This window comes from Actinoplanes sp. NPDC048791 (genome assembly GCF_040650095.1).
Lineage (GTDB): Bacteria > Actinomycetota > Actinomycetes > Mycobacteriales > Micromonosporaceae > Actinoplanes.
The window spans coordinates 1-13,327 of sequence record NZ_JBEZGQ010000127.1 but is presented as its reverse complement, the minus strand read 5'-3'; the positions used below and the strand labels follow the sequence as shown (position 1 = coordinate 13,327).

11 protein-coding genes are annotated in these 13,327 nt (G+C 72.2%); 7 read left to right on the top strand and 4 right to left on the bottom strand.

The window, feature by feature from the left end; translation table 11 throughout:
• Both AB0C29_RS12655 and AB0C29_RS12650 read right to left on the bottom strand, forming a co-directional pair.
• A partial coding sequence (locus tag AB0C29_RS12655) for a sigma factor (protein ID WP_360819230.1) occupies positions 1 to 246 on the bottom strand: 246 nt, incomplete at its 3' end.
• Between the two features lie 82 nt (positions 247 to 328).
• Positions 329 to 1,363 (bottom strand): FAD-dependent monooxygenase, encoded by a 1,035-nt coding sequence (locus tag AB0C29_RS12650; protein WP_360819227.1) that lies wholly within the window; start codon positions 1,361 to 1,363, stop codon positions 329 to 331.
• A 54-nt stretch (positions 1,364 to 1,417) separates the two neighbouring features.
• Between AB0C29_RS12650 and AB0C29_RS12645 the strand changes: the two genes are divergently transcribed.
• From AB0C29_RS12645 to AB0C29_RS12635, 3 genes are all read left to right on the top strand, one after another.
• Complete coding sequence (locus tag AB0C29_RS12645; RefSeq protein WP_360819224.1) at positions 1,418 to 1,918, top strand: hypothetical protein; 501 nt, start codon at positions 1,418 to 1,420, stop codon at positions 1,916 to 1,918.
• Positions 1,918 to 3,048 (top strand): MAB_1171c family putative transporter, encoded by a 1,131-nt coding sequence (locus AB0C29_RS12640; protein WP_360819222.1) that lies wholly within the window; start codon positions 1,918 to 1,920, stop codon positions 3,046 to 3,048. The genes AB0C29_RS12645 and AB0C29_RS12640 overlap by 1 nt, the downstream gene beginning before the upstream one ends.
• Positions 3,049 to 3,250: 202 nt before the next feature.
• Positions 3,251 to 3,739, top strand: a complete 489-nt coding sequence (locus tag AB0C29_RS12635) for a hypothetical protein (RefSeq protein ID WP_360819233.1) — start codon at positions 3,251 to 3,253, stop codon at positions 3,737 to 3,739.
• Between the two features lie 128 nt (positions 3,740 to 3,867).
• Here the strand turns inward: AB0C29_RS12635 and AB0C29_RS12630 are convergent, their stop codons facing one another.
• A complete protein-coding gene (locus tag AB0C29_RS12630) occupies positions 3,868 to 5,241 on the bottom strand; it encodes a glycoside hydrolase family 43 protein (protein WP_360819219.1) in 1,374 nt (457 codons plus the stop codon).
• A gap of 166 nt (positions 5,242 to 5,407) precedes the next feature.
• On the opposite strand from AB0C29_RS12630, the gene AB0C29_RS12625 reads away from it, so the two are divergent.
• Complete coding sequence (locus AB0C29_RS12625; protein ID WP_360819216.1) at positions 5,408 to 6,592, top strand: MFS transporter; 1,185 nt, start codon at positions 5,408 to 5,410, stop codon at positions 6,590 to 6,592.
• A gap of 21 nt (positions 6,593 to 6,613) precedes the next feature.
• Here the strand turns inward: AB0C29_RS12625 and AB0C29_RS12620 are convergent, their stop codons facing one another.
• A complete protein-coding gene (locus AB0C29_RS12620; protein ID WP_360819213.1) occupies positions 6,614 to 8,623 on the bottom strand; it encodes an FAD-dependent oxidoreductase in 2,010 nt (669 codons plus the stop codon).
• Positions 8,624 to 8,747: 124 nt separating this feature from the next.
• Here AB0C29_RS12620 and AB0C29_RS12615 point away from each other — a divergent pair, with 124 nt between their 5' ends.
• The 3 genes from AB0C29_RS12615 to lanKC all read left to right on the top strand — a co-directional run.
• Complete coding sequence (locus tag AB0C29_RS12615) at positions 8,748 to 9,335, top strand: GNAT family N-acetyltransferase (protein WP_360819210.1); 588 nt, start codon at positions 8,748 to 8,750, stop codon at positions 9,333 to 9,335.
• Positions 9,336 to 9,413: 78 nt separating this feature from the next.
• The gene (locus tag AB0C29_RS12610; RefSeq protein ID WP_360819207.1) at positions 9,414 to 10,613 is read left to right on the top strand and encodes a cytochrome P450; all 1,200 of its coding nucleotides are present in this window, start codon (positions 9,414 to 9,416) and stop codon (positions 10,611 to 10,613) included.
• A gap of 129 nt (positions 10,614 to 10,742) precedes the next feature.
• A partial coding sequence (lanKC, locus tag AB0C29_RS12605) for a class III lanthionine synthetase LanKC (RefSeq protein ID WP_360819204.1) occupies positions 10,743 to 13,327 on the top strand: 2,585 nt, incomplete at its 3' end.

Sequence of the window (13,327 nt, the reverse complement as noted above, 5' to 3'; positions counted from 1 at the left end):
CCAGAGCCAGCCCACCGCGCTGCCCTCGGTGGCCGCGCCGGCGAAGCTGCCCGCCGCCCGCCAGACCGCCAGGTACGTCTCCTGGAGCACGTCGGCGACCACGTCCTCGTCGGCGCACCGGCGTCGCAGCCGCGCCGCGAGCCACGGCGAGGTGCGGCGGTACAGCTCGTCGAACGCGGGCCGGTCCCCGGTGGCCGTCCGGCGCACGAGGGTCTCCTCGTCGGCCGCGGCCAGGCTTCGTCTCACACCACGCAAGACGACTCCCAGCTGTCCACGGTTCTGCGCCTGAGGTGACCCCCGTCACTATGCGGCAGAACGAGGGGGAATGTCAGGCGGTCGGCCGGCCCATTCGGGCACTGGCCGCCACCGTCTCCTCGGTCTGCGCGCGGCGCCGCGCCGAGTAGGCGGCGAACGCCGTGGCGGGCTCCGGATGCTCCCGCAGAGCGGCGGCCAGCGCGACGGCGTCCTCGAGCGCCATCGAGGCGCCCTGGGCCGCCGCCGGGGACGCGGCGTGCGCGGCGTCGCCCACCAGCACCATCCGGTCGTTGTGCCAGCTCGGCGTCGTCGGGATGTCGTAGGAGTCGCCGCCCACCACGTCGCCGCCGGTCGCCTCGATGATCGCCGCCGCGGGGGTGGCGTCGTCGCGTACGGCGTCGAGGACGAGCTCGCGCCACTGCGCGGCCGTCGTCCCGGCGGGGCGGCTGTCGCCGGTGAGGCGGGCGAACCACCAGGTGCGCCCGTCGCCCGGAGCGGTGAAGCCGAAGAAGGCACGAGCGCCGAAGACCATGTGGTACGCGTCCGGTGCGCTGCCGGCCGGGTTGCCGTCCGCGTAGCCGTAGATGACGTGCTGGCCGGTGTAGCGCGGGGTCGGCGCCTGCGGGTCGATGAGGCGGCGGGTCGGTGAGTGGATGCCGTCGGCCCCGATCAGGACGTCGCCCCGGGCGTGGGTGCCGTCGGCGAAACGGGCCTCGACGCCACCGTCGACAGTCGCGGCGCCGGTCAGCCGCTTGCCGTGCACGACCGGGATGCCCCGGGAGATCGCCAGGTCCTGGAGCACCCTGTACAGGGCCGCGCGGCTCAGGGTGCGGGCCGTACCCTCGATCGCCCGGTGCTGCAGATGCGCGCCCTCGGCGTTGAAGAGCTCCACCGCCGCGGCCGGATAGGAGGCCGCCATGACGGCCGGGCCGGCGCCGATCGACTCCAGCGCGGCCATCCCGTTGGCCATCACGGTCAGGAAGGCGCCGGCGTCGTCCCCGCCGGACGGGTGTGCCTCGTGGACGATCGAGGAGATCCCGGCCCGGTGCAGGGCGAGCGCGGTCGCGGCACCGGCGACGCCGCCGCCGGCGATGAGTACTTTCGTCATGGTTGTTGGATATCCTTCGATGACTTCACCGGCGGCGAGGGGGCGGGCTTCAGGGTGAGCGATCGCAGGCTGCGCAAGCGGTGCCGGACGCTGCTGCGTGAGCTGGATGTGCGGCCGCCCCTGGACGTCCGGGAGCTGTGCGCGCGGCTGGCCCGGCAGCGGGGCCGCCCGATCCGGCTGGTGGACCATCCGATCAAGGTGCCAGGGCCGTTCGGGCTCTGGTTCATGACGGAATCCATGGACGTCATCTTCTACCAACGCGAGACCACGCGTCCGCACCAGGATCACATCATCCTGCATGAGATCGGACACCTCATCGCCGACCATCCCAGCGACGAGGGCGACGACCAGGCCTGGGCGGCGCTCACCCCGGACGAGCGCCCCGGCGGCAGCACCCGGGCGCTGCGCCGCACCTGCTACGACTCGGCCTACGAGCGGGAGGCGGAGCTGATCGCCACCGTCATCCTGGAGTGGGCCAGCGTCCTCAATCCCCTCTATCCCGCCGGTGCAGAGCGGCTCGGCTCGTCACTGTCGCACCACCAGGGCTGGCTGTAGTGGCGCCCGTCCTGCTCGCCGTCATCGCCGTCGCGTTGTGGACCGGCGTGCTCAACAAGGTCGTCCAGCTCTGGCGGGCGCCGGAGGATCTGCCGCTGCGTGCGGTGGCGGCCTGCGTGGTGTGCGCGACCCTGAGCTTCACGGCCAATCTGCCGCCGCTCGAGCCGCTGCTCGACCGGGCCGGGGCCGGGGTACGCAGCCTGGTGGTCAACGTGGGCACGATGGCCGCGGCGTACTTCCTGCTGGCGTTCCTCACGTACTCGATGCGCGGGCGGGCGGCCCGTCGCGCCGTACGCGTGCAGGCCCTGCCGCTGGCGGCCGGGATCTTGATCGCGGTCGTGGCCTGGTCCCTGGCCCCGCCCGCGGTGCGCGCCGATCCCGCCGAGACGGCCAACGGCGCCAACCCGCACGCCACCGTGTTCGTCGTGGCCGTGCTCGGCTACATGGCGTACGCGCACTCGCAGTCGCTGCGCTGGTCCATCGCGTACGTGCGCGCCGCCGGCACCGCCCGGCTGCGCCGCGGTCTGATCATCCTGAGCGTGGCGGTCTGCGCCTTCCTGATCGCCGACGCCACCAAGTCGGTGCTGGCCCTGCTCCAGGCCACTGTCGAGCCGGCCCCGCCCGCCGTACGCGTCTTCACCTTCGTCTACCTGACCGGCGTCGCCGCGGGCGCGCTCGCGTTCGTGGTCGGCGTCAGTTACGCGGCGGTCGTCGGCATGCTGGTCTCGGTGCCGCTGTGGCGCGCGCACCGGCGCTACTACCGCCAGCTGGAGCCGCTGTGGACCGCCGTGGATCAGGCGTTCCCGCAGCTGGTGCTGGGCCGGGTGCCCGCCGTCTCGTGGCGCGGCCGGCTCGGCTGGGACAGCAGCCACTACCGCTTCTACCGGCGGGTCGTCGAGATCCGTGACGGGCTGGTGCTGCTGGGGCCGTACTTCGAAGTGTCGGCGGGCCGCACCGGGGCCCAGCAGGACGAGGAGCACTGGGCCGGCGTGATCCGCGGTGCGCTGCGCGCGAAGGAGGCGGAGAGCCCCATCGTGGACGCGGATCCCGTCCTCGTGCCCGGGGGTGACGATCTGGAGAGTGACGCCCGCCGACTCGTCGGGATCTCGCGGGAGCTCGCCGTGCGGTGAGGTGCGGGCCCGGTCTCGGCCGCCCCGTGATCGGTCGGAACAGGCCCGCGTCGTCCACTGTCGGCACGAAATTACTTTGCGACACTATATTTAACGGCTGACACCGGTCAAGGCGGATCCGCGGCCCCGACGGTTAACCGATGACGACAGGCGTGGGAGCCTCGACGACATGTCCGACAGTGCAGGCCGGCCGCCGGCCACGGTGGCAGCCCGGTTGAACGAGCTGTTCGCCACCGTCACCTGGGTCGACGACCGCGGGCGCACCCGCGAGTACTCGACCCCGCAGGTGGCCCGGGCGATCACCGACGACCCGGCCCACGACACCAGCGTCTCGCGGGTGTATCTCGCCACACTGCGCTCGGGGACCAACACCAACCCGACCGTCGCCGTGCTCAAGGCGATCGCCAAGTTCTTCGACGAGCGGCGGGCGCCCGGCAGCGCGCCGGTCACCGCCTCGTTCCTGCTCGGCGAGCACGGCCCGGCCGACGACGACCCGGAGGCCCGGGAGCTGCGCCGCAAGCTCGCCGACCGGCAGGTCCGCATGATCGCCATGCGGGCGGGCGACATGACCCCGGCGGTACGCCGCCAGGTGCTGCAGATGCTCGACATCCTGGGCGGTCCGACCGCCCCCGGCACCCCGCCCGCGCCGGAAAAGGTGCGCGCCGAGGACGACACGACCGAAAGTGGATAGTCCACCGGTTAGACAGCGCCGGGCGTTGTCGTTTAAGTTGGTCCTACGGCGCCGTTGCGAGTTCTTCCCCCGTGGAATTCGCAGCGGCGCCTCTTTGTCTTCACCCCCTGTTCGTCCTCACCCCCTGGCTAGTAGCCGATGTGGAACGTGGCGTCCTGCTTGTCGGTGCCCGACGAGCCGGCGGTGATCGGATCGATCCGCAGCACGTAGCCGCTGTGCCGCACGTAGCGGTCCGGGAAGTTGTGCGAGCGCAGCGACGTCCAGCCGGCGTCGGCCCAGCCCGCGACCCGGTGGAAGGTGGCGTCGGCCTTGAAACCGCTGGTGCCGTCGTTCGTGTTGAGCACCAGCGCGTAGTTGGCGTGCCGCAGGTAGCGGTCGGGATAGTTCACCGACCGCAGCGACACCCCGGCCGGGTCGGCCAGGCCGGGCACCAGCGTCCACAGCTGATCCTGGTACGGGTCGAACGGGTACGCGTCGACGCGCCCCACCCCGTCGGCGTGCCGGACGTAGCGGTCCGGGAAGTTGTACGACTTGAGCCGGTTCCAGGACGGCGTGCCCCAGGTCGCGGTGAGCCCGGACAGCTCGGCCGCGGTGATCGCGGTGATGCCCAGGTGCTTGGAGTTCAGCGGCTGGGTGTACGCACGGTCGTTGAGCAGGCTCCACGAGCCACCCGCGACGTCGCCGCTCTGCCAGCAGTAGAACCGGCCGTTCGGGCTCCAGGTGTCGCCCCACATGTACCAGACGTTCGCGCTGTTGGACTTCACGATCTGCGGGGCCTCGACGCCGCGGCCGGGGCCGATGGCGCCGGTGTAGACGCTGAAGCTCCCTGGGTTCAGCGAGGTGGACCGGGTGCCCAGCAGCGTGCTGTTGGTGTTGTTCTTGTAGTACATGTAGGTGACGCCGCCGACCGTGACGAAGTTGCCGTCGATGGCGTCGTAGCCGGGGTCGAAGAAGACCTGCGGCGCCGAGGCGGTGACGAAGTCGGCGGTGTAGGAGACCATCAGCACGTTGTGCCCGTTGACCACGGCGGAGAAGACCACGGCGTAGCGGCCGCGGGCGGCGTCCCAGAAGGCCTCCGGGGCCCAGGCGTGGGTGGCCAGCGAGTGCACCTTGAGCAGCCGGTAGTTGCGGAGGCTGCGCAGGTCCGTGGAGTCCCAGACGTGCAGGTACTGGCTCTGGTAGGACCAGTTCGTGCCGTTGAGGTCGGTGGCCAGCACGGTGAACGTACCGTCCTGCTTGCGCAGGATGAACGGGTCGCGCAGCCCGCCGCTGCCCGCGGTCGGCGTCGCGACCGGCCGGTTCTGGTTGAGCGGCGTCCAGGCGAGGCCGTCGCTGCTGACCGCCAGGTGCAGGTTGTAACTGGCGGCGCTCATCGACGGCGACTCCGTGAAGTACGCCATCGCGTAGCCGGAGTAGGTGGCGGCCTGGGCGGCGCCGGGCCGGATCAGGGCACCCGCGGCGGCGCTCGCCCCCAGCGCGGATAGCAGAGTACGACGTCTCACGAGCACCTCATCGGCTGATGTGAACGGTAACATTGACGTTAACGAATGATTCCGGCTCCGTGGCGCGATTGTCAAGAAGTCGCTATCGACGTGCGGGCGCGCACGTGCCAGAGTGAGCGCCCATGGAGATCGTGAACAATTCACATGTTTGCCGATCGGACCACGGATGACGGCTGCCGAACCCTCCGGTGGCACCCGGGCCCGGTGGATCGGCGCGGGCTACGCGGCACAGGGCCTCGGGTACGCCGCGGTCGTCACCGCGCTGCCGATGTTCAAGGAGCGCCAAGGTCTCGACGACGCCCTGGTGTCGGCGATCCTGCTGCTCGTCGTGGTCGCGGCGGCCGGCGGCTCACTGGTCGCGGACGCGGTCGCCGCCCGGCTGGGCAGCCGCTTCGCCCTGGCCGGCGGGCTGGTGACGATCGGCGTCGCGCTCGGGCTCACCACCTTCCACACCCCGACGGCTGTGTTCGTGGCCGTCCTCATCGCGTACGGCGTGGGCCTGGGCACCGTCGACGCCTCGCTGAGCATGCAGGGTGTGCTCGTCCAGGCCCGGCTGGGCCGCAGCGTGATGAACCGGCTCTTCGCCGCCTACACCGCCGCCGCCTTCATCGCCGCGCTGCTGATGTCGGCCTTCGTGGCGAGCGGGGCCGGCGCCGGCGTGGCCGTGGGCGTCGCCGGCGGGTTCGCCGTCCTGGTGGCGCTGACCGGCTGGCGCGGGTACGAACCCGCACGCACCGTCATGCCCGACCTGACCGGGCACCGCCACCCGCGCGACGGCAGCCGGCGGGTCGTGCTCATCTGCGGTGCGCTGATCTTCACCGCGTTCCTCGCCGACTCGGCCGTCAGCACCTGGAGCTCGGTGTACCTGCACGACACGCTGCTGGCCGCGGACTCCGTCGCGCCGCTGGGCTACGCGGCGTACCAGGTCGCGGTGCTCGTCTCCCGGCTGGTCGGCGACCATGTCGTGCCCCGCACCGGCGTGGTCGCCGCCGCGGGCGCGTCCCTGCTGGTCTGCGCGGTGGGCTGCGGCCTGGTCGTCGCGGTCCCGTCGGTCGCGGTGGCCGTCGCCGGATTCGCCCTCACCGGCCTCGGGGTGGGCGTGCTGGTGCCGCTGGCGTTCAGCGCCGCCGGGCACGCCGTACCCGGCAACAGCGACGAGGTGATCGCCCGGGTCAACCTGTTCAACTACGGCGGCGCGCTGATCGGCGCGGTCCTGCTCGGCCTGCTGTCCGAGCCGGTCGGGCTGCGGATCGCATTCCTCGTGCCGGTGCTCGGACTGCTGCTCACCCTGCCGGTGGTCCGGCAGCTGCGGCGGCTCACCGTCGCGGCGCCCTCGCAAACAGTGCCGTGACAGCCCGGGCCGGGCGCGGCATCAGGCCGGCACGAAGCGTACGGCGTCGGCAACGACGTAGCCGGTGGTCGACTCCGTCCGGATCAGCACACTCCCGGTGCTGCCGGCGGCGAAGGTGAACGTGCCCAGCGACACCCACTGACCACCGGACACCCGCTGGTCGACGGTCCGGGTCGTGGTGCCGCCGCTGTGCACGACGTCGACCGGCACGTTGCCCGCCCGGTTCTCGTGCGCGGTCCACCGCAGGTACACCGCGTAGCTGCCGGCGGTGGGCAGGGCCGGCGTGAACCGCAGCCGGTTGACCCCCTTGGCCGTGTTGCCGTCGTGCTCGTAGTCCGGGCCGTAGAAGCCGCCGGTCGCGGTGCTGCGGACCCAGGTGCCGGCGCGGGTCACCCCGGACGTGGCGGCGTTGTCGACGATGACCTCGCCGGTGCCGGTCAGCGGCCACCGCAGCAGCTGGCCGTCCTGGCGCAGCCGGGCCTCGAGGGCGGGATAGCTCACCTGCTGCACCGGCACCGCCGCGTCGATGGCCAGCACCGCCGCGGTCGCCGCCGACTGGGCCAGGATCATGAAGACCGGTTCCATCCGGATCGACCCGTACGCGATGTGACTCGCCGCCAGGCACACCGGCACCAGCAGGTTCGCGCACTGCGCCGGGGACGGCACGATCGAGCGGTAGCTGATCGGGAACGGTCCCGGCACGCCGGTCTGCACGTCGCCCTCGTTGCGGACCGCACCGCCCACGACGACCCGCTGGCAGTTGTGCGAATCCATGGTGTAACTGGCCAGCCCGACCGGATCACCGGCGCGCGTCGATCCCCGGCAGTCCCGTTCGGTCATCACGTAGGCCGACCGCATCCGCCGCGCCTCGCGGACGTAGAGCTGCGGCGGCCACCCGCCGGACGCGGTGAACTCGTCGACCGGCAGCCCCCAGGACGCCGTCGCCGTGCGGACCGAGGCCGGCAGCCCCGGGTCGTTGGCGAGGAACCACATCAGGCCCTGCTGGTACGTCCGGTGCTCGGCGACGATCGCCTCCCGCGCGGCGGGCCCGGCGGTGGGGTACGCGTAGTTGCGAGCGATGAAGTCGGTCGAGACCGCGCCGTTGTTGTTGGAGTCCGTCTTGCCGCCGCCGACACCTTGCGTGGTGAAGAACGGCCCGGCGTAGCCGGCCTCGATGTACCGCCGGAGCAGCTCGTACTCCGCGGGGTCGTAACCGGCCGGCTTAGGGAACGGGATGCGGCCGGCGTCGCGGGTCAGGCACATCCGGAAGTTGTAAGCCTGGATCCGGTCGTCGGCGGTGCCGTTCGGGGCCACCGGGCTCGCCGAGATGCCCGGCAGCAGCCCGCTGCCCGGGTTACCCGCGACCACGTACGGATCGACGGGCCGGTCGAACTGGTGCTTGTCCCGCAGCTGCACGCCGTTGATCGTCTCGCCGTACTCGGTGTTGGCCTCCCGGCCGAGCGTCCAGCTGACCCCGGCCCGGTCCATCAGGTCGCCCTCGTAGCCGGCGTCGACGTACATCAGCCCGCGGAACACCTGGCCGTTGTCGGTCACCAGCTCGGTGATCCGGGCCCCCGAGCGGGTCACCGAGCTCAGCCGGGCCCCGAGGTAGACGGGCACCCCGGCCGCGGCCAGCAGGTCGTCCAGCACCGCGCGAGCCACGTGCGGCTCGAAGGTGAACCGGGCCGGGGAGGTGGGGGTGACGACCGTGCCGTTGTACTTCGCGTACACCCGGCGGTAGAACTCCCCGGCGATGCCGCCGATGGACTCCTTGACGCCGCTGTCGGTGAAGCCCAGCCCGCCGGTGGTCAGGCCGCCCAGGTGCGTGCCCGGCTCGACGACCACGGCGGTACGGCCCATCCGCCGGGCCTGGACCGCGGCGACCAGACCTGCCGCGGTCCCGCCGTAGATGACCAGGTCGGCCTGCACGGCAGCGGCCGCGAGCGCGGGCAGGGCCGGTGCGGCCGCGGTGACCGCCAGGGTCGCCCCGCCGATCCGCAGGACATGACGCCGGCTGACGTGAGCTGACATGGCGGGCGCCTCCCTGGTGGCGGAACCCCGTCATCCTCATCAGCCGCCGCGTCCACTGTCAACGGTCGGTGGACGGGCCCGAAATCGCCTCGCGCTGCCCCGGGCGGTGTGTGATCGTGGCGGGATGCCACAACCGATCTTGCGGACCGAGCGGCTGATGCTCATCCCGCTGGCCGACCGGCACCTCGACCAGGAGGTCGAGCTCGACTCGGATCCGGAGGTGCTGCGCTACATCTTCGGCCGGGCGCGGCCGCGCGAGGAGGTCGTCGCCGCCCACGCCGAGCGGATGGCGCTGGGACGCAAGGTCGACGGGCTGGGCTACTGGATGGCGTACCGGTCCCCCGGCGACGAGGACGATTTCGTCGGGCTCATGATGCTGCCGCCGGCGCACGGTCCCGACCAGCCCGACGACCCGGCCGTCGCCGAGCTCGGCTACCGCCTGCTGCGCCGCCACTGGCGGCAGGGCCTGGCCAGTGAGGCGTCCCGGGCGTTGCTGGCTCACGCGTTCGAGACCGTCGGGCAGACCCGGGTGATCGCCCAGACCATGGCGGTGAACGCCGGGTCGAGGGGCGTGATGGCCGCCGTCGGAATGCGCTACGTGCGCACGTACTTCCCGGTCTGGGACGACCCGCTGCCCGGTGCGGACCTGGGCGAGGTCGAGTACGAGATGACCCGGGAGATGTGGGCGGCCCGCAATACCGATTCCGGGTGACACGGGCCGGCGCCGGGCGCCCCTATGCTCGGGGACAACCGGCCCGGTGGGCGGGCCGCCGGGACGAAGGCGGACCCCGTGTCGACACCGGTTCTCGACCTGTACGGCGATGAGTTCCGCTCCCGGCCGCACGAGGTGCTGGCCGCCCTGCGCGAGCAGAGCTGGTGGGCGCAGTCCCCGGTCGGCCCGGCCGTGCTGCGCCACGAGCCGGTGCAGACGTTGCTGGGGATGCGTCAGCTGCGTACCCCCGGGGTGGATTTTCTGGCGCTGCAGGGCATCACCGACGGGCCGCTGGTCGAGACGATGCGCAGCTTCCTGCTCAACGCCGACGGCGAGGACCATCAGCGGCTGCGCCGGCTGGTGAGCAAAGCCTTCACGGTACGGCGGGTGCAGGACTTCCGCCCGAGCGTGCGGGCCTGCGCGGATGAGCTGATCGCCGCCATGTCCGGCACCGGCGGGGTGGACTTCGTGGCCGCGTTCGCCGAGCCGTACAGCCTGCGGGTGGTGTGCGAGTTCATCGGCATCCCGGAGGGCGACAGCGCGCAGGTCAACCGGTGGGCGCACGACGTCGGGCTCATCTTCGGCTTCAGCGTGGCCGAGCACGCCGGGCGCATCGAGACCGCCGTGCAGAGCCTCAACCTGTTCATCGACGGGCTGATCGAGGCCCGCCGCAGCGCACCGGGTGAGGACCTGCTGAGCGCGCTGATCCTGGCCGAGGAGTCCGGGGAACTGCTCGACGACGCCGAGCTGCGCGCCATGGTCATCACGATGCTGTCCGCCGGTCAGGGCACTGTGCAGTTCCAGCTGGCCCAGGCGGTCGACACCTTCATCGCGTACCCGGATCAGTGGAGCCTGCTGGCCGACCGGCCGGACCTGGCCGCGAACGCCGCCGAGGAGGTCGTCCGGTTCTGCCCGTCGGCGCTGCTGGGCGTGCCGCGGATCGCCAAGTCCGACGTGGAGCTGCACGGCACGGTGTTCCCGGCCGGGACGTGCCTGCTGCCGATCACCGGGTCGGCCAACCGCGACAGCGCCGTCTTCGCCCGCGCCGACACCTTCGACATCCGCCGCGAACCCTCCGGGCAGCTGACCTTCGGCGGCGGCATCCACTACTGCCTCGGTGCGGCCCTGGCCCGGGTGGAGCTGCAGGAGGCACTCCCCCGCCTCGCCACCCACCTGCGGGGTCTGACCTCGGCCGGTGAGGCGGAATGGCTGGCTCCCACGGAGGCCGTCTACGGCCCGGCGCGCCTGCCAGTGAGCTATCTGGCCGTCCAAACATGACGGATGTCAGCAGTTCTCCCTCACGCATCACACCCTGACCTGATGACAGCGCTCACTACGCCGGCTCCCTCCACCTGACCAGACTGAGAGGCAGGAAAGCACACGGAGCGGGACGAGGGGAGCCGGGCGATGGACAAGCACTACGAACGGTTCTGTGTCACCGATCCGTACTTCTACGACTCCCTGACCAGCGCCCGGCCCGAGGCGACCTGGTTCGCCGCCGCCCGGCGTCCGGTGCCCGGGGGCTGGCAGCGCGAGACCCTCGACGACTGGCTGATCTACGGACCGGCCGGCGGCGAGCTGCCCGAGCAGGGCTGGAAGATCCACATCTCCGCCTGCCTGGACAACGCCGAGCGCATCCTCGACCAGGTCTTCGGCTACTGCCACGACCGCGGCCTGCCGTTCAAGTTCATCCACGGCCGGGCGGCGCTGCTGATGCGCAACGCCAAGTACGCCCGGCGCGGCACCAGCGGCAAGTTCATCACCGTCTACCCGCGCGACGACGCCGAGCTGGAGGTCGTCTGCAAGGAGCTCAGCGCGCTGCTCGACGGCGAGCCGGGCCCGTACATCCTCAGTGACCTGCGCCTGGGCGACGGACCGGTGCACGTGCGCTACGGCGGTTTCGCCGCCCGCTACTGCGTCGCCGACGGGGTGGTCGAGCCGGCCATCGCCGACCCGGCCGGCACGCTGGTGCCCGACCGGCGCGACCCGGTCTTCCGGACCCCGGAGTGGGTGTCGCTGCCGCCGTTCCTCGGCGCGCATCTGGCCGCCCGCAACGCCACGACCGTCGTCGACCTGCCGTACACCATCGAGGAGGTCATCCACTTCTCCAACGGCGGCGGCCTCTACCGCGGCACCGACACCCGCACCGGCGAGCCCGTGGTCCTCAAGGAGGCGCGGCCGCACGCCGGCCTCGACGCCGACGGGGTGGACGCGATCGCGCGGCTGGGCCGGGAGCAGGAGGCGCTGGAGCGGCTGTCCGATCTCCCGAGCGTGCCCCGGGTGCACGACCGGTTCCAGCTGGGCGAGCACGAGTTCCTGGCCCTGGAGTACATCGACGCCAAGCCGCTCAACAAGCTGCTGGTCGACCGCTACCCGTTGATCGACCCGGAGGCGAGTGCCGAGGACTACCGCGCATACACCCGGTGGGCGCTGCACATCTACCGGCAGATCGAGCGGACCGTCGACGCGATCCACGAGCGCGGCCTGGTCTACGGCGACCTGCACCTGTTCAACGTGCTGGTGCGCACCGAGGGCCCGGACGCCGACACGGCGGTGCTCATCGACTTCGAGGTCGCCGGCCCGGCCGACGGCTATCGCCGGCCCGGCCTGCGCAACCAGGGCTTCGCGGCCCCCCGCGGCATCACCGGGACCGCCGTCGACCGGTACGCCCTGGCCTGCCTGCGGCTCGCCCTGTTCCTGCCCCTGACCGCGATGCTGCGGCTGGCGCCCGAGAAGGCCCGCGACTTCGCCACCGTGATCGCCGAGCACTTCGACGTGCCGGAGGAGTTCCTGAGCGAGGCGGTCGCCACCATCACCGTCCGGCCGGCCGCCCCGCACGGCAGCACCCAGCACCGCTCCGACACCTCCGGGCCGGCCATGATGCGCCGGCTCACCGACGCCATCGTGGACAGCGCCACCCCACAACGCGACGACCGGCTGTTCCCGGGCGACATCGAGCAGTTCCACTCCGGCGGGCTGAATCTCGCGTACGGCGCCGCCGGGGTGCTGCACGCCCTCGCCGTCACCGGCGCCGGCCCGTTCCCCGGCTTCGAGGAGTGGCTGATCCGGCGGGCCCTGCACCCGCAGTCCGGCTCCCGGCTCGGCCTCTATGACGGACTGCACGGCGTCGCGTACGTCCTGCACGAGCTGGACCGCCGCCAGGAGGCCCTCGACGTGGTCGAACGCTGCCTCGGCGAGCAGTGGGAGCAGCTCGGCCCCGACCTGATGAGCGGCCTGGCCGGGGTCGGCCTCAACCTGCTGCACCTGGCCGAGGCCACCGGCGAGACGGCCCTGCACGACGCGGCCCGGCGGGCCACCGATCTGGTCTCCGAACGGCTGGCGAAGATCGCCACCGACGAGCCCCCGGCCGGTGACCTGGCCGTCAGCGGCGGACGGCAGCCCCGCGCCGGCCTCACCCACGGCTGGACCGGCCCCGCCCTGCTGTTCCTGCGCATGTACGAGCGCACCGGCGACCCCACCCTGCTCGACCGGGCCGTGACCGCGCTGCGCCAGGACCTGCACCGCTGCGTCGTGCGCCCCGACGGCGCGCTGGAGGTCAACGAGGGCTGGCGCACCATGCCGTACCTGGCCCAGGGCAGCGTGGGCATCGGCATTGTCCTCGACCAGGTGCTGGCCCACCGCGCCGACGACGGCCTGGCCCGGGCCGGCGCCGCGATCAGCCTCGCCGCCCGTTCCCCCTTCTACGCCCAGGCCGGCCTGTTCGCCGGACGCGCCGGGATCATCCGCTACCTCGCCGGGCACGACCGTGACGACGAGCGGCTGGCCCTTCAGCTGCGCAACCTCACCTGGCACGCCGTGCCGTTCCGCAGCGGGCTCGCCTTCCCCGGCGACCAGTTGCTGCGGCTGTCGATGGACCTGGCGACCGGATCCGCGGGTGTGCTGCTCGCCCTCGGGGGCGAGCTCGAACTGCGCCTCGATCGCGGAGTGGCTGGACGGGATGAGCCCGTAGAGCCACTTGCTGCCGGTGGGCG